This window comes from Kosakonia sp. SMBL-WEM22 (assembly GCF_014490785.1).
In the GTDB taxonomy this organism is placed as follows: Bacteria; Pseudomonadota; Gammaproteobacteria; order Enterobacterales; family Enterobacteriaceae; genus Kosakonia.
The window spans coordinates 2,407,490-2,428,730 of record NZ_CP051488.1; the positions used below are offsets into that span (position 1 = coordinate 2,407,490).

The following is a 21,241-nucleotide window of genomic DNA, read 5'->3' on the forward strand; positions in this document are numbered from 1 at the left end:
TGGTCATGACAATCAAAAGTAGGCTAACCGCGAACGAAAAAAATCATATCATGATGAAGTTCTCTGACAAGGTAAATATTGGTAGGTTTTGGCAAAAAGGCAAATTTCCCGCCCTGAAAATATCGCGCTTTCACTACTTAAAATATTGAAAAATATATTTATATTCTAATTTGATTTTTTTTGAAAAAACCAACGTGCCGTCAGTTTTACTCATCATATTATGATTGACATGCTCCGGTGACATTCTTAGACTCACCCAACACTGCTTGCCGTATGCTTTTTCGGGTAATAAAAAATATGAATAACAAAATTTGGCTCATGGAAGGTTTGTCATCCCAAAAAGATCTCATCCAGGGGATTAAAAGCTTCGCCGATACGCATCATCTTTCGTTGACCGTGTACGCCTCACACCGTCATGAGCGCAATGAAATCTTATCCGTTGCGGATTATGCGCTGCTCGAACCACAGGAGGCGGATGAACGGCTTCAGTTCATCACTGACATCGTGGCAACGCACGGCATTCACCATATTCACGCTGGCCGAAATACCCTGTGGTTTGAAGAGAACCGCGCTGCTATTGAGGCCACCGGCGTGTCGCTGACTACCGGAGCCACCAGCGCAAACTGGCTTTCCTTAGCGGAAGATAAAGTCGCTTTTGCCGGGCTGATGCAGCAACACGCGCTGCCGGTCGTCCCCTCCTGGCGCGTTAATTCCGTAAGCGAACTGCAAAGCTATCTCGCTTCGCCCCCCTTCTCTGACAGCCCTGTTTGCGTTAAGCCTGTAACCGGCATTTATGGCATGGGTTTTTGGCGGTTTGATGACACTGCGTCGGCGATGGATCTCTTTAATCATCCCGAAAATCGCCTCGTTAACCCGCAGCAATATCTTGCTGCGCTTGCCACAGCGGAGTCATTTAAACCCCTGGTATTGATGCCCTACCTGCCCGGCCCGGAATACTCTGTTGATATTTTAGCCGACAACGGCGAAGTTCTTGCCGCGGTGGGCCGCAGAAAAGAGGGCGCGATTCAATATCTGGTTAACGAAGGTGCCGCTTTCGAGCTTGCCTGTAATTGTGCCCGCGCGATGAACGCAGACGGGCTGGTTAACGTGCAGACACGCAACAATCATCAGGGAACGCCGCTTTTGCTGGAGATCAACATGCGCCCTTCCGGCGGTATAGGCTATACCCAACATAGCGGCGTCAACTTACCGGGCTTGTTTGCGGCTTATAAGCTTGGTCTGCTGACAAAAGATGAGATCACGACGCGCGCAGCCTCCTCTTTCGCAGCCGTTGCGGTCAGAGCCGTAACGGACGTTCTGCTCTATCCGCAGACCCTCTCTAACCGACTAAACTAAGGCTGAATTATGTCTTTCGTGCCTGAAGATGCACTGTATCGCCGTACGCTCTCCTGCGGCATTATCCAGGTGACGCGAAGCGAGGGAGAGATCGCGCTGCAAAACCTGTTTGAAATTGCCGAGCGACGTAACCCTAAACGGGCGTTTCTCTTTGTCAGTAAAGTGCTTGGCCGCCATATTCCCGTATCGCCTGCCATTATGCGCCAGGCTTACAAACAGCTCGCCAGCCAGTTCCCGACCGATTTGCCAGGCCCTGTGCTGTTTATCGGTATGGCCGAGACTGCCGTGGGTCTGGGCGCTGGCGTGTTTGACGAATTGCGCCATACCTATAGAGAGTCGGTTTATCTCACCTCGACCCGCCACCCTGTTGAGGGTGAACTGCTGTGCGAGTTTAAAGAAGAGCACAGCCATGCAACAGACCATCTGATCTACTGGCCGGGTGATGAAGAGATGCGCCGCCGGGTAAGGGACGCGCGTACGCTGGTAATGATTGATGACGAAGCGACAACCGGCAATACCTTTATCAACCTGCTGGCGGCGCTGCGTGAAACCGGCCACCTGCCACAACTGGAACAGGTGGTTGCCGTTACGCTGACCGACTGGAGCAACAGTGCCCTACCGGCGCGCTGCCCGCTGCCGGTAACGTCAGTCTCTCTGGTGAGCGGTGAATGGAGCTGGACCCCCTTTCCCGATGCGCCTGTACCGGTCATGCCTGCCGTTAACGTCACATCCCGTGGCGCGTGGGAGATCATCGGTAAACAGAGCTGGGGCCGTCTCGGGATGATCGCGCCGGCCGCCGACCTGGGTCGCGATATTCGCGTTGCACCGGGTGAACGCGTGCTGGTTCTCGGCAGCGGTGAGTTTGTCTGGGAGCCATTTTTGCTGGCCGAGCGTCTTGAAAAAGCCGGTGCGCAGGCATTGTACAGCTCCACGACCCGCTCGCCCATTGCCCTGGGTTTTGCCATCGAATCGGCTATCTCCTTTACCGACAACTATGGTCTCGGCATTGCTAATTTTGTCTATAACGTCGGCCACCAGCGGTTTGATCGCGTGCTGCTCTGCACCGAGACGGCGGCTGAAAGTATCGATCCCCAGTTGCTGAAGGTGCTGGCGGATGTTGCCCCTGTTGTTGAGGTTGTTACCTATGAATAAGCCGGTCGTATTGAGCGATCTTGATGACACCCTGTTCCAGACCCGTCGGAAAATGGTCGATGAGTTGGCGCTTGAGCCTTTCCGCACCGGTGCCGTGGACCGCTCCTTGTCGCCACGCAGTTTTATGACCGAAGAGCAGTCGATGTTAGTGGACTGGCTGCTGGAGCAGGCCGAGCTTATTCCGGTCACCGCCAGGGGAACCGAAGAGATTAGCCGCGTGCAGATCCCCTTCCGCTCCTGGGCCATTACCACCCATGGTGCGGTGATCCTGACGCCAGAGGGTAAGCCCGATGAGGAGTGGAAAGCACACATGCTCGACAAATTGTCTACTTACGGGGAGAGGCTGGTAACCATGCAGCGCCTTATCACCGAAATGATGGAGGCGAGAGGCATTAACGCCTGGGCAAGACTAAATTATGAATATGATGGCACGCCAATCTATATGGTGATGAAACACCGGGACAGCACGCGCCTTGATGAACTTAATGCCATCGCCGATGAGATCGAACAGCAATTTCCAACCGACGGCTTCTACATTCACCGCAACAGTAACAATGTCGCCTGGCTTCCGCAGCCCGTCGAGAAAGGGCTGGCCGTAAGCTGGCTGCTGGAAAAACTGCGCGCCGAGCGCGGCGTTTTCCCGGTGCTGGGCCTCGGCGACAGCCTGAGCGATCACCGATTTATGCAGCTCTGTAGCTGGTTTGGGATGCCGCGTCAGAGCCAGTTTGCCGACGCCATTGCGCAGCGCATTTTTAATGAGGGTTAACATGCAGCCACAAGAGAGATTTTCCGGCTCCTATCTACCGGGCGACGTGGAGTTCCTGCTTCAGCCTGTTGAGATGGAGATGACCCCTGTCGATCAAAAAGAGGCGCTCATCCAGTCAGGCAAAAAGCACTATTCCGATATGCTCAGCCAGGAGCCGGCACCGACGCAGTGGCATCTCGATCTGTTTAAACGCGCGCTGGACAGGGGCGCAGAGCGGCTCGCCAGAGAGGTCACGCAGCTTGCCCGGGAGCTGGCGGCGCGTTTTGGCGACGAACCCGTGGTTCTGGTCAGCCTCGTCCGCGCGGGTGTTCCCCTCGGCGTTATGCTGCATCAGGCACTGCGCGATATGGGTAAAACCTCTTTCCACTATGGTATCAGTATCATCCGTGACCGCGGCATTGACGGTGAAGCGCTGAATATTATTGAGCGCCAGCACGGCACGCGCGGCATTGTGTTTGTTGACGGCTGGACGGGTAAAGGGGCGATCACCGGTGAGCTGATACGTACTCTGAAAGGACGCACAGGCTACCCGCAGCAACCGCATCTCGTTGTGCTGGCCGATCCCTGCGGCTGCTCATGGCTGGCGGCCAGCGATGACGACTGGTTGATCCCCTTCGGTATTATGGGTGCGCCGGTATCGGGCCTGATCTCCCGCTCGGTCTGGAGAGAGGAAGGGCTCCACGGCTGTGTGGTCTGCGATCATCTGCGTGAATATGAGTGTAGCCGGATGCTGGTCGATACCGTTGCGCATTTTCGTAACACCCTGCAACCCGAGAATCTCCCTGCCCTGCACTGGGATCTCAGCGCCGCGCAGGCGTTATGGCAAAAAAGCCGGGAGGTGATCGCCTACCTCGCTGAGCAGTTCAGCGTCGACACCGTTAACCGCATCAAACCGGGGATTGCGGAGGCGACGCGCGCGGTTCTGCGCCGTGTGCCCGATCATGTTTTTGTGCGTTCAATCAACGATCCTGACGTTGCTCTGCTGGTCGGGCTTGCGAGCGAAAAAGGCATTGCCGTTACTGAGATGGGCGAGCTTCTCGGACAGTACCGGGCCGTTACGATAATCAAGAAGGTACTCTGATGACTACACGCCTTTCACCCTGGCATCTGGGCGCGACGCTCTACATGCCCGCGACACGTAACGATATTGCCGGGGCGATCCTTGAGGGAAAAATCCCCGGCCTGCGCTCACTGGTGATCTGTCTGGAAGACGCGGTCAGCGAAGCGGATATGCCGCATGCCCTCGCCAACCTTGCGCAGCTGTTACAAACGCTCAACAATGCTAAACAGGCCGGCGGCAATAGTGACTGGCCGCTGGTGTTCATTCGCCCTCGCCACCCTGAGATGGGAAGATGGCTGACGGAACAGTTTGACCTTTCCGCCATTGATGGCTTTGTGCTGCCAAAATTCACCCTCAGCGCACTGCCGCAGTGGTGGGCGATCATGGGTAACACGCATCTTTGTATGATGCCTACTCTTGAAACTGAAGAGGTGTTTGACGTTGTTCAGATGCGCGAGCTGGCTATCGCTCTGCTTGCCCACCCCTGTCACAGCCGGATTATTGCGCTGCGCATCGGCGGCAACGATCTGATGAACGTGGTTTCCCTGCGTCGACCACGCGAGCTGACACTCTATGACAGTCCGATGGGATACGTGATCAAAATGCTGGTATCGGTATTTGCACCGCGTGATTTCGCACTGACCGCGCCCGTTTGCGAACACATTGACGATCATCAAGTGATGGCGCGCGAGCTGGCGCTGGATATGGCGCATGGTCTGGTCGGTAAAACGGCGATCCACCCGCGGCAGATAGCGGTGATTGAGCGAGCGCTGATGGTCACTCAGGGAGAGCACTCCGACGCCCTGCGCATCCTTAACTCGACCCAGGCGGTATTCAAATCCCAGGGGGCGATGTGCGAACCGGCGACGCATCGTCGCTGGGCTGCCGGTATTCTCGAGCGGGCACAGGTGTATGGTCTGGTCAATGAGCAGAGCGCAGATGGCATCAGGCTGCTTCCTGCCACTCAGCAGCAATAAGCCGTGACGTGCATGATTTAGCTCATATTGAGGATCGACCTGATAGCATTGATGACCATTTTGTTCAGGGAAGCGAACTGAGAGAAGAATAGCGCAGCGTTAATGTCTGACGCTCTGAACGCAATTGATCCACTACCTTTAAGGCAGGCTAAACCTAACGATGCAATTAAACACCAGACAGGCAAGGATTTTTAAGCTCGCCAATTTACTGGGTTCCGGTAAACCCGTCGCCGCGGCTGACATTATCACCAGCCTGGAGTGCTCAGAGCCGACCCTCACCCGGGCGCTGAAAGAGCTGCGTGAATCCTATTCTGCGGAGATAAAGTACAGCAAGGCGGCGCACTCTTATCACCTTGTTAATCCGGGGCAGCTGGATAAAAAGACGTTGCGTCGGATGAATGAAGCTCTGGCCGCACATGCGGAGCTAAAAACCAGTGAATCGGGCGGCAGAGTTTTCCTCGATAAAGATAAAAAAACCGCTGTCTCGCTCTCCCTGCGTATGCGTATCTTGCGCAAGATCGATCGCCTGGCAACCCTCAGCGGCACGACGCGCAGCGAAGCCGTCGAAAAACTGGCCGAACGCGCCGTCGACGATCTGATTAAAGAGTTCAACGCCAAAAAGTCCGCGCGTTAATTCCCGTGCCCCGGCAGCATGCCGGGCACCACTTATTGCCCCTCTCCCTCTCTTTCCCTGTTGATGCCTATAAAAGTTGGCGTCTTGACACGCAGTGCGCCTGGTCGCCATGCTGAATGCGGACTAAACTTCGCAGAGGCCGCGCGGCATAACGCTATGAAGTTGTTGAAAAAGCGCCAATTTCATTTAAGGCTCTCTTTTTTTCCTGCGCTTCGCTGCAATTCACAGTCTCTCCCGGCTTTCTCTGCTATTGCTGGATACAAACCTTCATACCTCTAACAGGATTAGATAATGCGAAGACTACCCGTTTATCTGTTGCTTGATACCTCCGGTTCAATGCATGGCGAACCGATCGAAGCCGTCAAAAACGGCGTGCAGACACTCCTTACCACCCTCAAGCAAGATCCGTACGCCCTGGAAACCGCCTATGTTTCGGTGATCACCTTTGACTCCTCGGCACGCCAGGCGGTGCCTCTGACCGATCTGTTGAGTTTCCAGTTACCGACACTTTCCGCCAGCGGCACAACCTCCCTTGGCGAGGCGCTCTCTCTGGCTGCCAGCGCCATCAGCAGTGAAGTGCAGAAAACCACCGCGGATACCAAAGGTGACTGGCGACCGCTGGTGTTTCTGATGACCGACGGTTCTCCGACCGACGACTGGCGCAAAGGGCTGCAGGATTTTAAATCGGCGCGTACCGGCGTCGTGGTGGCCTGTGCCGCGGGTCACGATGCAGACACCAGCGTGCTGAAAGAGATCACCGAAGTGGTACTGCAGCTTGATACCGCCGACAGCTCATCCATCAAAGCGTTCTTTAAATGGGTCAGTGCCAGCATCTCGGTAGGCAGCCAGAAAGTGGAATCCAGTAAAAAAGAGGTGATTGGCCTCGATGACCTGCCGCCACCGCCGCCGGAAGTAAACGTCGTTCTATAAATCATTGATTAAGGGGTTGTTATGTCAGTCAGTCTGAGCAAAGGCCAGGGCGTGAGCCTGAAGAAAAATGAGCACGATCTCTCCTCCGTCACCATTGGCCTGGGTTGGGATATCAACGAAGAGAAGAAAGGTTTACTGGGCGGGCTGTTTGGCAAGAAAGAGGAGGAGTACGATCTTGATGTGATTGCCTTCCTGTGTAACGCCGCAGGCAAAGTGACCGATCTCGGCAAGGTGGAGAATGGCAAACCGACGCTGGTCGACGGTGACATTATCTTTTTCAACAGCCTGCGGCATAAGTCGGGCGATATCTGGCTGACGGGCGATAACCGTACCGGCGCGGGTGATGGCGACGATGAGCAGATCATCGTCAAGCTCAATTCGCTGGATGCCCGGTATGAAAAAATTGTCTTTATCGTGCAGATCTATAACGGCGAAAAACTGCAGCAGCACTTCGGTAAAGTGCAGAACGCATTTATTCGTGCCGTCGATGCGCGTAACGTTGAGATGGCGCGCTTTGACCTCTCCGGCGGGCCAAACTTTGCTCATCAGCGCTCAATGGTGTTTGCCGAGCTGGTGCGTGAACCGACCGGCTGGAAGCTGAATGCCATCGGCGAGCCGTCGCCTTCAGACTCCTTTGTTGCCCACCTGAGGAACTATATGTGATGCGCCGTTTACCCGTTTATCTGGTGATTGATACCTCCGGCTCAATGCGCGGCGAGTCGATCCATGCCGTCAACGTCGGTATTCAGGCGATGCTGAGCGCCCTTCGCCAGGATCCTTACGCCCTTGAAAGCGTCCATATCTCGATTATCACTTTTGATAACGCGGCGCGTGAGTTTATTCCTCTGACACCGCTGGAGGATTTCCAGTTCGCCGACATTGTGGTGCCGAGCGCGGGTGCCACTTTTACCGGTGCGGCGCTGGAGTGCCTGATTGAGTGCGTCGACCGGGATGTCCGTCGCGCGGATGGCGATCAGAAAGGTGACTGGCGACCGCTGGTCTTTCTGATGACTGATGGCACGCCGTCTGATGCCTTCGCCTATGGCGAAGCGGTGAAAGCGATTCGTAGCCGCGCGTTTGGCTCAATCATCGCCTGTGCGGTCGGCCCAAAAGCGGGCCATGAGCACCTTAAACAGCTGACAGACAAGGTGGTATCGCTCGAAACCCTCGATTCAACGGCCTTCGCGGGCTTCTTTAAATGGGTCTCGGCGAGCGTCTCATCGGGCAGCTCCAGCGCGGGGGTAAATAACGATTCGGATAACCTTCCGCCGCCACCACCGGAGATCCAGCTGGTGCTGTAAGGCGCAGCAGAGGCAACGCGCTGGCGTGCTGGGCCTCTCTGCCACTCCCCTTTGTTCGCGTTACACGGCCCTCACGAGGATAAGTAATGAGACGCCTTCCGGTATTTTTTGTCCTGGACTGCTCAGAGTCCATGATTGGTGAAAACCTGAAAAAAATGAACGATGGTCTGCAAATGATCGTCAGTGATTTAAGAAAGGATCCCCATGCGCTGGAGACCGCCTGGGTCTCGGTCATTGCCTTTGCGGGCATTGCGCGCACCATTGTTCCGCTCCATGAAATCGCCTCTTTTTACCCGCCGCGTCTGCCGATTGGCGGCGGCACCCATCTTGGTGCTGCGCTGCGCGAGCTAAGCGTGCAGATCGACACCCAGGTGAGGGTCACCACCCATGAAGTTAAAGGGGATTGGAAACCGGTTGTTTATCTACTGACCGATGGTCGCCCGACGGATGATCCCAGCATGGAGATCAAACGCTGGAAGGAGCACTACGCCCGCAAAGTTAACCTGATCGCGGTCGGTCTTGGCCCCTCGGCAGATCTCAATATACTCAGGCAGCTCACGGAAAATGTGATGCTGTTTACCGAGTCCCGTGAAGGTGACTTTACACGCTTTATTAAGTGGATAACCGCCTCCGTCACTGCCCATAGCCGCAGCGTGGGTGAAGAGAAGCCCCCCGAACTGAACCAGACGGAGTATATCGTCCGGCTGGCGAAAGAGGACGTTGTCCGCGCCTATGATGAGAATTGTGTGACCCTCACCGGGCGGTGCAGCAAAACCCGCCGCCCCTATCTGATGAAATATGAGCGCCCACCGGTGAACGTCTCCGGTCTCGATTTCCGCCTTAACCTGAACAACTTCAATATTGCCGGTTGCTACCCTATTGATGAAGAGTACTTCACCTGGTCTGACGCATCGACCTACAACGTGCAGGTAAATACCCGCGATCTGCACGGCGTACCGGGCTGCCCCCACTGCGGTAACGCCAGCGCGTTTGCCATGTGCGCCTGCGGCAAACTGCTCTGTATCGATGGGCCTGATGAGGTCGTCTGCCCATGGTGTGAAAGAGTGCTCTCCTTCAGAGATAACGGCGGAGATTCCGATTTTGACGTGAGCAGAGGACGAGGCTAATGAGCGTTGAAAAAGAGATTATCGGCTTTATTCTGCACTCGCGCGGGCATGAAGTCGGCGAGGCAGAGTTAACTGCGTTGTCCGGGGAGCCTGCGCTGCGGGACAAGCTGGATGCGTTATTAACCGAGCTGGAAAACCAGCTCGCGGCCGTCGAGGATCAAACCACAACACCGCAGGCTCGGGAGAGCGCTGAAGCGATCGAATCACCAGACGACGCGATAACAGAACCTGACGCTGAACAGGCCGCGCCGCGTCCGGAGTTGTGGAAGCTAATGCCCTATTACGAATTTGAGACGCCGCCAAAAGCGACCCTTGACCCAACGCCGCCAGCACTGAAACCAGGCCAGGTGCCGCCAGCGCGATCTGCTGAAACTGCAAGACCGCGCCCAGCGCCCTGCGCGCGCATCAGCGTGCCGAATGCCCGCGTAGGTGAAGCCTTTTGCGCACCGCTGGTGATCACGCTGGATGATGGGCAGACGGCAACGATTAATGATGTCGTGATCCCTGAAACGTGCGAGCTTCATTTCGACAAGGCGCAGCAGGCACTGAGCGGCGTGCCGTCACAGAGCGGCGACATCGAGATGCTGGTGCGCTGGTCCTGCGCCTCGCACGGCAATGGCGAAACGCCGCTGCTGTTTGTGGTGAACCCCGATCCGCGCAGCCTGTGGAAAATCATTGAGCCACCCGCCGATGCTCCCTACCCGAAAGCGCATGTCGAACATGAAGGGATTGTCCGCGATGGCGTGAAGATCGCCGGGGCGAGCCGCCGCGGGCGCTCCCATGAGCATGCGGGCAGCTTCCGCGATGATGACTTCTACCTCAACCACAGCGAAGAGACAGGCTGGAGCGTAATGCTGGTGGCCGATGGCGCGGGCAGCGCGGCAAACTCCCGCGAAGGGTCACGAATCGCCGCCGAAGTGGCCGGGGAGTATCTCTTCAGCCAGTTACGCGGGCCGCGAGGCGCGGAGTTAAAGCAGCAGATTGCGCGCTGGGGCAGAGATGAGCAGCAAAACACCATCAGCGCAATGCTTCACCACTTTAAGCAGGCGGCAACCCTTGCGGTTAATAGCATCTCAAATGAGGCTATTCGCGCGGAGCAGCCGGTAAAAACCTACTCCACCACGCTGCTGGCGACCGTCTCGCTGCGCATCGATGAGCAGCTGTTTGCTGCCTCGTTCTGGCTGGGTGATGGCGCGATTGCGGCCTACAGTCCTTCAGGCAAAGTACGCATACTGGGTAATCCAGACAGCGGCGAATATGCCGGCCAGACGCGCTTTCTCGACGCGTCGATTATTGCCGATCCCGCCTTCTCCGGGCGTATCAGCGTCGGCAAGTGGCAGGATGTCTCCCATCTGATCCTGATGACCGATGGCGTCTCCGATCCGCACTTTGAAACGGATAACGGCCTGCGCAGCGACGAGAAGTGGACGCAACTGGTCAACGAGCTTTCACCCCTGCTTGCAGATGCCGGGAAGGCGCCGGAACGTCTCGCTGAGTGGCTCAACTTTTTCTCCCCAGGCAACCATGATGACCGCACCCTTGTGGTGGCATGGTGACTGACACGCGTTACGGGTGACTGAATATGGCAAATATCGTTACATGTACAACAAAAGATGGGCAGACGGTGCAGTACGTCGACGAAGTTATCGGATCCGGTTCGATGAAAGATGTCTACTTCTCGCCAGACAAGTCCTATGTGGTCGCCTTCTACCACAAGCCGCAAAACGCCCAGGCGAGAGAGCGGATTGATATGATCACCGGGCGCTACCGGCAGAATATTTTTGAACAGGCGGGCGGTGATTACTGGAAAGATCTCTTCTGCTGGCCGACGCATGTTGTGGAGCACAACAACAAAATCGGTATTGTCGTTCCCGTCTATCAGCAGCACTTCTTCTTTAAGTATGGCTCGAAGAATGATGATTTCCTCGGCATCAAAGGACGCGAAAAAGAGGGGAAATGGTTCGCCAGCGCCAGTAACCAGAATAAATTCCTCGATCCGCGCGAACGCGGCAACACCCTCACCTATCTGAAGGTGTGCCTGTTGCTGACCCGTGCGGTGAGAAGAATGCATGCCGCGGGCCTCTGCCACAGTGATTTGAGCTACAAAAATGTGCTCGTCGATCCCGAGCAGGGGCACGCCTGTATTATTGATGTCGATGGGCTGGTGGTACCCGGAAAATACCCGCCTGATGTGGTCGGCACGCCCGATTTCATCGCGCCGGAAGTGGTGGAGACCAGCCACCTTGCGAAAGAGGATCCTAAACGTGTGCTGCCGAGCATCGCGACGGATCGCCACGCACTGGCGGTGCTGATCTATATGTACCTCTTTTTCCGCCACCCGCTCAGAGGGGGAAAAATCCACGATCTCGATGATGAGACACGGGACGAAACGCTGGCGATGGGCGAGCGGGCGCTGTTTATCGAACACCCGACGGACAGAAGCAATGCCGTTAAGCTTAATCAGATCTCCCCGTTTGCGCTGCCCTGGGCCGACCCGGAAAAAATCCCCTATACCATTATGGGTCCTTATCTGACGCCGCTGTTCGATCGTGCCTTTATCGAGGGGTTACATAACCCCGCCCGTCGCCCGACCGCTGATGAGTGGGAAAGCGCGCTGGTGAAAACCGTGGATCTGATCCAGCCCTGCCAGAACAGCAGCTGTGATCAGAAGTGGTATGTCTTTTCCGGGAAAACCAAACCGGTCTGCCCCTACTGTGGAACGCCCTACCGTGGGAAATTGCCGATTCTTAACCTCTACTCCTCCCGCAAGGCAGGCAGCTTCCGGCCTGACGATCACCGGTTAATGGTGTGGAGCGGTCAGTCCCTTTACGCCTGGCATGTGAACCGGCTAATTGCGCCGAACGAGCGCACCACCCCGGAGCAGAAAAAGCGTGTCGGCTATTTTGTTTACCATAACGATCAGTGGTGGCTGGTGAACGAAGGAATTGAGGGGCTGATGTCGCTCCCGGATAAAAAGCCCATCCCGATTGGCGACAAAATTGAACTAACGGACAACGCGCAGTTCGTTCTCTCCCAGCAGGAAGGCGGCAGGCTTGTAGTGGTTCAGCTTCTTTCCAACTGATTAGCACCGAAAGCAGGCAGCTTTTGCCTGCTTTTTTCACGGAGTTCACCATGCTACCCACGCTTACCACCATCAGTGGCACTTTTTACCGGGCGATCGATCCTGCTTATCGCGACCTTGCGCTTACAGGATCGCGAAACGCGGGCAGATATTCGCGGGCCGAACAACCCACCCTTTACCTCAGCTCTTCGCCTGAGGGCGTCGACGCGGCGATGCAGGCGCATAAAGCGAACCGCAGCGCGGAGCTGGAAATTATTGAGTTGCGCGTTCGCGCTGCCCGCATTTTCGATTTACGCAACGCTGCGGCGTTATCGGCTGCCGGTATCGATCTTGCTGATGCTGTTGCGCCGTGGCAGGAGATTGTCGCCGCAGGCGGTACGCCCTCCTCCTGGCGCGTGCGTCAGCAGCTGGAAACGCTGGGCGCGGCGGGGTTAATCGACCCGTCGCGCAAAGCGCCGGGTCTCTGGCATCTGGTGCTGTTTAGCTGGAATAACGGCGCCGGGCAGCCCGAGGTGGAAATCGTGACGTGAAGCCTGTGAACATAACAGATTGTTTATCAATGTAAAAAAGTATGTGTTAACACGCTTTTCGGGCACAGATAAATCTCAGATCATTGCAAAACCATTAATTATGGTAGGCAATTATTGTTGAACGATACTATTTTTATGCGATAGTTACTCTTGTCTTGACGGTGTCTCCTGCCTAATCAAGACCCGCTCGTGACTGAGCAAAACTGATGATGTACTAAAAGCAAAAATAGTATTTTGACTCTGCTGCCCTCCCGTGAGGGCATTTTTTTGCCTGATGTTTAATAATATCGCTGCATCGCAATCCGTCGGTTTGCATCCAGCCCGCTTGCGGTTTCTGCGTCAATCAGGCCTTTCAGCCGCGCAGAAAGCGCATCCGCGTTGATCTGTTCAAACCCCAGTGAAGCGTAAAACGCGGCGTTGAATGGCGCATAGCGATCGGTGGTCAGCGACGCGCCCGCTAAACCGCGCCTCTCTCCTGCGCTCAGCAGCGCCCGCAGCAACTGGCGACCAATCCCTTTGCGCTGCCACGCCGGGTGAACATCCATTTCGGCGATATGCAGCCAGTTATCCTCGATCTGCGCCCCGGCAAAGCCGACCGGCTGTTGGTCGGCAGTAAAAGCGACTAATAGCAGCCCTTCGCGGGATAAACGTTCGAGATCTTCAAGGCTGGAGGCCACCGGTTCGCCGCTTACCGCCCCGGCGGCCCGCAGCGTTTCGAAAGCGGCGAGTTCAATCTCTCTTAGTGCGGCGAGATCCCCGGTGCGCGCCGGTGCAATGGTGATGTCATTCATTGGGTTCCTGAATTATTCGAGGCAATTAACTCAGTGTCGATTATCTCTTTAACAATCCCGTCTGTCTGCCAGCGCGTCAGCTTCTCCACTACGGTGTGATAGAGCGCCTCCTGCTGGCGCGGCAGGCAAATCGCCTGGGCGATCTGCATAAAATCATCCTCCAGCACGCGGTAGCCGGGGTGTTCTGCCGCCGTTTGCTCAAGGGGCTGGCGGATCCCGGCGACCATATCCCCTTCACCGTTAACAAAGGCGTCAATCGCCGCCTGCGACGAACTCAGGCGATGGAGCGTGGCGTGCTCAAGCTCGCGGGTTAAGTAGAGATCGTACGCCGCGCCCCTGCCGACGTTTATCACCACGCCGGGCCTGTCCATCTGCGCCACGCTCTGCCACGGGCTTTGCGCCTTTACCAGCACTGTGCCCTGGATAGTGATATAGGGCTGGGTAAAGCGTAATGTCTCTTCGCGTTTCGGATCGACGGCGAGAAAAGCGATATCCCAGACGCCGTTTTCGGCATCCTCCACCACTTTTCCGGCGGTCGGATAGGTCATAAATTGCGCCTCTCTTGCCATCCCGGCGGCAATCCGCCGGGCAAGTTCAACGGTGATCCCGGCAGGCTCACCCGCCGCGGTCTGGCGGGCAAGCACGGCGTTACCTAAATTGATGGCGAAACGAAGCGGTTGACTGGCTGACATAGTGCTTCTCCTGAAAGCAGTTTATGCCTTCAAAAGATAGCAGACGCGCGTCACTGCGGGCGGGCAATCAACCTTTTCAGCTCGGGAATACAGGAGCCGCAGTTGGTGCCGCACTTAAGCTTTTCACCAAGGCGCGACACGCTGTTGCACCCTGACTGGATCGCCTCGCTAATTGCCCGCTCACCGATAGCAAAACAGCTGCAGATCGTCGCACCGGCAGGCGCTTTGCCGCTGGCGCTGCGCCCAGCCAGCAATGCCAGCCGTTGTGCGGCGTTTTGCGGCGGTTGGGCAAATGCGGCGATCACCGCTGCCCGGTCCGGCTGCGGACGATGACGGTGCGCGTAAAAGGCCAGTTGCAGTTCGCCGTCGGCCCACGCGAGCAGGTTAAAGCCATCGTCGCCAAGCGTGGCGGGCTGGCATACCCATGCGTCAGCCAGAAAATGTGCGCGCAGCCACGCCATCCACGAAGTCGGCCACGCACTGTCGGCGAGCGCAAAGTGCGTGACACCGGGCTGAGTGATGCGGCTCCAGTAGGCCGTTTTCGGCATAAGTTCAGGTTCTTTACGCAGAAAGAGTTCGCCCTGCCAGGCGGCCTGCCAGCGCTGGATGCTGACCGGCATCTGCTTGCTCTCCGGCTGGCCGGAAAGGGGATCGGTCTCGGCGGCAATCAGCGCGTCGACCCGCGCCTGCTGGCTGAAGGCGCTGTTCCAGTGCATCGGCACAAACACCCTGCCGCGCGGTTGCAGGGCATCCGGCTGCGCGCGCAGCAGCAGCCAGCCGTGCGTTGATGAAACACGCACAAGATCGTCGGCGCTAATCTGCGGCGCATCGTCGGGGTGAAACTGACAAAACGGCTCGCTGATATGCTGCATCAGCCGGGGGGATTTCCCACTGCGCGTCATGGTGTGCCACTGATCGCGGATGCGTCCGGTGTTCATCACCAGCGGCCAGCGTCGCGTTGGCAGGTTGGCGGGCAGACGCGGTGTTACGGCAATGAGTCGCGCCTTCTCATCGGCAAAAAAGAAGCGATTATCAGTAAACAAGCGCGCCGTGCCGTGGGGATGCAGCGCATTTACCGGCCACTGAATAGGTTTCAGATCGTCCCACTGCTGCCGGGTGAGCGTCGCAAGGCCGCTGATATCAAACGCCCGCGTGCCCTCATTTTCAAACCCCGACAGCGCGGCATGTTCACAAAAGATCTCCGCCGGATGCTGCCAGTTAAAAGCCTCTGCAAACCCCATGCGCTGCGCCACCTGGCTTACGATCCACCAGTCGGCGCGTGCCTCGCCCGGCGGCGGCAGAAAGGCGCGCTGGCGGGAAATGCAGCGCTCAGAATTTGTGACCGTGCCGTTTTTCTCGCCCCACGCCAGCGCCGGTAAACGGATATGCGCCGCGCGCGTGGTATCGGTGTCGCGCATTACGTCCGAGACAATCACTAGTTCGCAGCGCGCCAGCCCGGCGCGCACGCGGTCGGCATCGGGTAGCGAGACCAGCGGGTTGGTGCCCATGATCCACACCGCTTTTATCTCGCCGCTTTCCACGGCGCGAAAGAGATCGACGGCATTCAGACCGGGATTTTTTGTGACGTTGTCACTCTTCCAGAAGCGCCCGACGCGATCAACCTCATGTAGCGAGAAGCCCATATGCGAAGCCAGCTGGTTGGCCAGCCCGCCCACTTCCCGCCCGCCCATCGCATTTGGCTGACCGGTTATCGAAAACGGCCCACAGCCTGCCCGGCCGATTTTCCCTGTTGCCAGATGGAGGTTGATAATGGCATTGCACTTATCAACGCCGGAAGTGGATTGATTAATGCCCATCGAGTAGAGCGTCACCAGCGTGTCGCTGGCGGCAATCATCTGATAAAAGGCCAGCAGTGACTCCGGCGGCAACTGGCAATAGTCGGCGGTGCGATCACGGGTCCACTCCTCTGCCGCTGCCAGCGCCTCCTCTGTGCCAACCGTGTAATGGTTGAGAAACTCACGATCCAGCTTGCCCTGCTGCGCCATAAAATGGAGCGCGCCGCAAAACAGCGCCGCATCGCTGCCGGGGCGCAGCGGCAGATGGAGATCGGCGAGGTCGCAAGTGGCGGTAATACGCGGGTCGATAACGATAATGCGCATTTCCGGGCGCGCCTGTTTGGCCTGCACCAGCCGCTGGTATACCACCGGGTGCGCCCAGGCGGTGTTTGAGCCGGTGAGGATCACGCACCCGGCAAGTTCCAGATCCTCATAGCTGCACGGCACCGCATCGGCGCCAAATGCCCGTTTATAGCCCACCACCGCCGAAGCCATACAGAGGCGCGAGTTGGTATCCATATTCCCGCTGCCGATAAACCCCTTCATCAGCTTGTTGGCGACATAGTAATCCTCGGTCAACAGCTGGCCGGAGCCGTAAAAGGCCACCGCCTGCGGGCCGAACTGCGCAATCACCCGCTGCAACCCCTCCGCCACCGCATCCAGCGCGCGCTCCCAGCTTACCGGCTGCTGGCCGATCTCCGGTTGCAGCAGCCGTCCGGTGAGATCGAGCGTTTCACCCAGCGCGCTGCCCTTCACACAGAGCCGCCCGTGGTTCGCCGGGTGCAACGCATCGCCCTGGGCGCTAAATCCATCCCCTGTGGGCTGCATACGCACCCCGCACCCGACGCCGCAGTAAGCGCAGGTGGTGGAAACCGCCGCGCCCGTCACAGGCTCACCGTGGCGATGCGCTGTTCGCGCCCTGTCGCAACACTTTGTGGCTGCGCCAGCACCCACACGCGCCCGCCCTCCACTTTCACCGGCCAGACGTTGAGCGCGGTCTGTTCATCATCAAGACTGCGGCCGTCGCGCAGGCGAAAGCGCTGCTTGTAGAGCGGCGAAATCACCACCGGTTCGCCGTTAACATCCCCCAGCAGGCCGCGCGCCAGCACATTTGCCTCGCTGCCTGGTTCATGGTTGCTGAGAGCAAAGACCTGTTGCGGGTGACCCGGCAGATGGAAGAGCGCGATTTGCTGATGACCGAGCCGCGCCGCCATGCCCGCATGGTGCGGTATTTCAGACAATGCACAGAGATCGACCCAGCCCTGCGGCAGCGGTTTGCGTGTAGAGGAAGGCAGCTCGGCGCGCTCCTGCGCGGTCGCCGGGCGGATCTGCTGGCGCTCCGGCACCATCACCACCCCTTCATCGGGCTGGTCGCTGTTCACAAACGGGCGGAAGAGCGCCAGCCGATCCGGGTCAGCCAGCGTGGTTTGCCATTCACACTGATAAGCGTCGATCACCGTCTTCATCTCACTCTCCAGCTCGGCGGCGATGTTCAGGCTATCCTCCAGCACCACCTCGCGCAGGTAGGCCATGCCGCCGTCGAGATTATCCATCCAGGTGCTGGTGCGTTGCAGGCGGTCAGCGGTGCGAATGTAGAACATTAAAAAGCGATCGACGGTGCGGATTAACGCCTCGGTGCTCAGATCCTGCGCCAGCAGATCGGCGTGACGCGGCTTCATGCCGCCGTTGCCGCAGACATAGAGGTTCCAGCCCTTCTCCGTGGCGATCACGCCGACATCCTTACTCTGCGCTTCGGCGCATTCGCGGGTGCAGCCAGAGACGGCCATCTTGATTTTGTGCGGCGAGCGCAGCCCTTTGTAACGGTGCTCCAGTTGCAGCGCCAGCGCGGTGGAGTCCTGCACGCCGTAGCGACACCAGCTGGAGCCGACGCAGGATTTCACCGTGCGCAGGGATTTGCCATAGGCATGCCCGGTCTCAAAACCGGCTTCAACCAGCTGCTGCCAAATCTCCGGTAGCTGCTCGAGGCGCGCGCCAAACAGGTCGACGCGCTGGCCGCCGGTGATCTTGGTATAGAGGTTATAGCGCCGCGCAATCTGCCCGATGGCAATCAGCCCATCCGGCGTGATTTCACCTGCGGGAATGCGCGGCACCACAGAGTAGGTGCCATCTTTCTGGATATTGGCAAAAAAGCGGTCATTGGTGTCCTGCAACGGCAGATGCTGCGGCTTCAGCAGGTACTCATTCCAGCAGGAGGCGAGCACCGAGCCAATCAGCGGTTTGCAGATCTCGCACCCCTGCCCGCGCCCGTGTTTTGCCAGAAGTTCGTCAAAGGTGCGGATATTGCCCACCCGCACCAGGTGATAGATTTGCTGGCGCGAGTACGGGAAGTGTTCGCAGAGATCCTTTTTCACCTCGACGCCCATCTCTTCAAGCGCGAACTCCATCACCTGTTTGGTGAGCGCCGCGCAGCCGCCGCAGCCGGTCGCCGCTTTGGTGCAGGATTTGATTGCCGCCATATCACTACAACCGCTATTCACCGCGCCGCAGATATCCGCTTTGCTGACGTTGTGACAGGAGCAGATCTGCGCGCTGTCGGGCAGTGCCGCAACGCCGAGCGTTGGCGCTGCTTCCCCACTGCTGGCAGGCAGGATCAGCGTCTCGGGCCTGGCGGGCAGCGGCATATCATTGAGCATCATCTGTAACAGCGCACTGTAGGAGTCACTGTCGCCAATCAGCACCGCACCAAGTAACTTTTTGCCATCCGCTGAGACGACGATTTTTTTGTAGATCTCCGCCGGGCCATCAACCCAGCTGTAGCTCTCACTGCCCGGCGTGCGGCCGTGGGCATCGCCAATCGACGCCACTTCAACGCCAAGCAGCTTTAGCTTGGTGCTCATATCCGCGCCGGTAAATGCCGCTTCACCGTCCGCCAGCGTCTCCGCCAGCGTGCGCGCCATCTGGTATCCTGGCGCGACGAGGCCGAAAATCTGCCCGTGCCACAGCGCACACTCACCAATGGCGAAGACGTCCGGATCGGAGGTGCGGCACTGGTCATCAATCACAATGCCGCCGCGCGGCCCAATCGCCAGCCCGCAGTCACGCGCCAGGTTGTCACGCGGGCGAATGCCCGCCGAGAAGAGCACCAGATCGGTTTCGAGAAAGGTGCCATCGGCAAAGTTCATGCGATAGCGGCTGGTCTCTCCGGCGATAATTTCGCGCGTCTCTTTGCTGGTATGCACCTGCACGCCGAGGGCTTCAATTTTACGCCGCAGCATCGCCGCCCCGCCTTCGTCCAGCTGCACGCCCATCAACCGCGGCGCAAACTCCACCACATGGGTTTGCAGACCGAGGTTTTGCAGCGCGTTCGCCGCTTCCAGCCCCAGCAGGCCGCCGCCAACCACCACACCACTCTTGCCCTCGTCGGCACAGGCCTTGATCGCCACCAGATCGTCAAGGGTGCGGTAGACCAGGCATCCCGGCGCATCATTACCGGGGATCGGCGGCACAAAAGGCGATGAGCCGGTAGCCAGCACCAGCCGATCCCAGGCTGTCTGACGACCCTGCTTATCGACGACAAAGCGGCGCTGAAGGTCAATCTGCGCAATACCCTGCTTGAGACGCAGCTCAATGCCGGTGGCTTCGAAAAAGCCCTCTTCCACCATCGATAGCGACGCGGCGCTGCGCCCGGAGAACCATGCCGAAAGGTGGACGCGGTCATAGGCCGGCACTGGCTCCTCGGCAAAGACAATCACCTGGTAGCGCAGATGCAGTTCGCGCTCCACCAGCTGTTGCAGAAAGTGGTGGCCGACCATGCCGTGCCCGACGACAATTAAAACAGGTTTTGACATCACATCGCTCCTCGCTACCTCAGTGGATAACGGCTGGTTCAGAAAAGGGGGAAGATGCTCTTCAGGGGTAAAGAGGTCCGGCTGACCGGGGGTATTAAGCCGGGCGAAGTACCCCGGCCCGTCGCTGATATCGCCCCATAGCAGCACACCGCGCAGCTGGTTATCGCTCATCACCAGGCGGCGGTAATCGCCGGTAAACGGATCGGCTGCGGTGTAAACCGCATCGCCTTCGCGCGCGCCAGCGTAGTAGAGATTAAGGCCGCTCACCTTCAGGCGCAGCGGCACCTCTTCAAGCGCGAACGGCGCGGCTGCTTCACCGAGAAGCCTGGCGGCAAGGGTTTCTGCCTGCCGCCAGCACGGCGCCACCAGCCCGAAGGTGATCTCCCCGAACTGGCAGCACTCGCCAATCGCTGAAATCGCCGCATCGGCAGTACGCAAGTGACCATCCACCAGAATGCCGCGATCGCACGCCAGCCCGGCAGCCTGCGCGAGGGCGATATTCGGCCGTACACCGGCACAGACCACCACGCCCTGCGCCGGGATCTGCTGCCCATCCTGCAACGCCACCGCACAAACCCGACCCTGCGCATCGGCGCAGCAGGCGCGGGTTTCAGCCGCCAGCAGCGTGTCGATGCCGCGCGCATGCAGGCTCGCTTGCAGCAGCCCCGCCGCATGCGCATCCAGGTGTTGATCCATCAGGTGCGGGCCGCGATGCACAATCACGCTGTGAATGCCGCGCTGCGCCAGCGCCGCCGCCGCTTCAATACCCAGCACTCCGCCACCCAGCACGACCGCCGTTTCTCCGGCGCAGAGGTGGTTCAGCATCGCCTCAACGTCTGCCTGCTGGCGAAAGGCGTAGACGCCGGGCAGATCGATGCCGGGAAGCAGCGGCATAAAGGGGCGCGAACCGGTGGCGAGAATCAGCTGGTCGTAAGCGAGTGACTCCCCGCCGAGACACACGGTGCGGGATGCACGATCGATCGCCGTCACCGGCTGACCCGCAAGCCGCGTCACGCTGTGACGGGCATACCAGGCCTCGTCATGCATCACAATCTCATCAAAGGTTTTCTCGCCTGCCAGCAGCGGCGTGAGCAGAATACGGTTATAGGCCGGTCTCGCCTCCTCATCGATCAGCACAATGTGAAAGCGGTCAGGCGCGCGTTCGCAGAGCAGTGCCACCAGCCGCGCACCCGCCATGCCGTTGCCAATCACTATCAGACGCGGTTTCTCCATCGGCG

The 21,241-nt window shown here is 58.2% G+C and carries 17 protein-coding genes; 13 read left to right on the forward strand and 4 right to left on the reverse strand.

Annotated elements, in window-relative coordinates:
• The first annotated feature begins 297 nt into the window (after window positions 1-297).
• The 13 genes from HF650_RS11440 (at window position 298) to HF650_RS11500 (ending at window position 12,915) form a co-directional block, all read left to right on the forward strand.
• On the forward strand, window positions 298-1,356 hold the full coding sequence (locus tag HF650_RS11440) for an ATP-grasp domain-containing protein (RefSeq protein ID WP_187802470.1): 1,059 nt from the start codon (window positions 298-300) through the stop codon (window positions 1,354-1,356).
• 9 nt (window positions 1,357-1,365) lie between these two features.
• The gene (locus tag HF650_RS11445; RefSeq protein WP_187802471.1) at window positions 1,366-2,508 is read left to right on the forward strand and encodes a phosphoribosyltransferase domain-containing protein; all 1,143 of its coding nucleotides are present in this window, start codon (window positions 1,366-1,368) and stop codon (window positions 2,506-2,508) included.
• On the forward strand, window positions 2,501-3,274 hold the full coding sequence (locus tag HF650_RS11450; RefSeq protein ID WP_187802472.1) for a hypothetical protein: 774 nt from the start codon (window positions 2,501-2,503) through the stop codon (window positions 3,272-3,274). Before HF650_RS11445 ends, HF650_RS11450 begins: the two co-directional genes overlap by 8 nt.
• Window position 3,275: 1 nt before the next feature.
• Entirely contained in the window at window positions 3,276-4,355 is a 1,080-nt protein-coding gene (locus HF650_RS11455; RefSeq protein ID WP_187802473.1) for a cysteine protease StiP family protein, read from the forward strand.
• Window positions 4,355-5,311, forward strand: a complete 957-nt coding sequence (locus HF650_RS11460) for an HpcH/HpaI aldolase/citrate lyase family protein (protein ID WP_187802474.1) — start codon at window positions 4,355-4,357, stop codon at window positions 5,309-5,311. The genes HF650_RS11455 and HF650_RS11460 overlap by 1 nt, the downstream gene beginning before the upstream one ends.
• Before the next feature lie 160 nt (window positions 5,312-5,471).
• Window positions 5,472-5,945 carry a tellurium resistance protein TerW gene (locus HF650_RS11465; RefSeq protein WP_187802475.1) on the forward strand — a complete coding sequence of 158 codons (474 nt, stop codon included), beginning with the start codon at window positions 5,472-5,474 and terminating at the stop codon, window positions 5,943-5,945.
• Window positions 5,946-6,236: 291 nt separating this feature from the next.
• A complete protein-coding gene (locus HF650_RS11470; RefSeq protein ID WP_187802476.1) occupies window positions 6,237-6,875 on the forward strand; it encodes a VWA domain-containing protein in 639 nt (212 codons plus the stop codon).
• Window positions 6,876-6,896: 21 nt separating this feature from the next.
• On the forward strand, window positions 6,897-7,538 hold the full coding sequence (locus HF650_RS11475) for a TerD family protein (RefSeq protein WP_187802477.1): 642 nt from the start codon (window positions 6,897-6,899) through the stop codon (window positions 7,536-7,538).
• Window positions 7,538-8,176 (forward strand): VWA domain-containing protein, encoded by a 639-nt coding sequence (locus HF650_RS11480; protein ID WP_042716801.1) that lies wholly within the window; start codon window positions 7,538-7,540, stop codon window positions 8,174-8,176. Before HF650_RS11475 ends, HF650_RS11480 begins: the two co-directional genes overlap by 1 nt.
• 86 nt (window positions 8,177-8,262) lie before the next feature.
• Entirely contained in the window at window positions 8,263-9,303 is a 1,041-nt protein-coding gene (locus HF650_RS11485; RefSeq protein ID WP_187802478.1) for a TerY-C metal binding domain-containing protein, read from the forward strand.
• Window positions 9,303-10,859 (forward strand): PP2C family serine/threonine-protein phosphatase, encoded by a 1,557-nt coding sequence (locus HF650_RS11490; protein WP_187802479.1) that lies wholly within the window; start codon window positions 9,303-9,305, stop codon window positions 10,857-10,859. Before HF650_RS11485 ends, HF650_RS11490 begins: the two co-directional genes overlap by 1 nt.
• Window positions 10,860-10,885: 26 nt before the next feature.
• Window positions 10,886-12,385 carry a lipopolysaccharide kinase InaA family protein gene (locus tag HF650_RS11495; RefSeq protein WP_187802480.1) on the forward strand — a complete coding sequence of 500 codons (1,500 nt, stop codon included), beginning with the start codon at window positions 10,886-10,888 and terminating at the stop codon, window positions 12,383-12,385.
• A 50-nt stretch (window positions 12,386-12,435) separates the two neighbouring features.
• Window positions 12,436-12,915: an RES family NAD+ phosphorylase gene (locus HF650_RS11500; protein WP_187802481.1), complete on the forward strand. Its 480-nt coding sequence runs from the start codon at window positions 12,436-12,438 to the stop codon at window positions 12,913-12,915.
• 278 nt (window positions 12,916-13,193) lie between these two features.
• On the opposite strand, the gene HF650_RS11505 is transcribed toward HF650_RS11500, so the two are convergent.
• Genes HF650_RS11505 through nirB form a run of 4 tightly spaced genes read right to left on the reverse strand, consistent with a single transcriptional unit; the run spans window position 13,194 to window position 21,236 of the window.
• On the reverse strand, window positions 13,194-13,706 hold the full coding sequence (locus HF650_RS11505; protein WP_187802482.1) for a GNAT family N-acetyltransferase: 513 nt from the start codon (window positions 13,704-13,706) through the stop codon (window positions 13,194-13,196).
• Complete coding sequence (locus HF650_RS11510) at window positions 13,703-14,398, reverse strand: transporter substrate-binding domain-containing protein (protein WP_187802483.1); 696 nt, start codon at window positions 14,396-14,398, stop codon at window positions 13,703-13,705. The genes HF650_RS11505 and HF650_RS11510 overlap by 4 nt, the downstream gene beginning before the upstream one ends.
• Window positions 14,399-14,448: 50 nt before the next feature.
• Window positions 14,449-17,022 (reverse strand): nitrate reductase, encoded by a 2,574-nt coding sequence (locus tag HF650_RS11515; protein WP_187802666.1) that lies wholly within the window; start codon window positions 17,020-17,022, stop codon window positions 14,449-14,451.
• A gap of 56 nt (window positions 17,023-17,078) precedes the next feature.
• Window positions 17,079-21,236: a nitrite reductase large subunit NirB gene (nirB, locus tag HF650_RS11520; protein ID WP_187802484.1), complete on the reverse strand. Its 4,158-nt coding sequence runs from the start codon at window positions 21,234-21,236 to the stop codon at window positions 17,079-17,081.
• Window positions 21,237-21,241 lie beyond the last annotated feature (5 nt).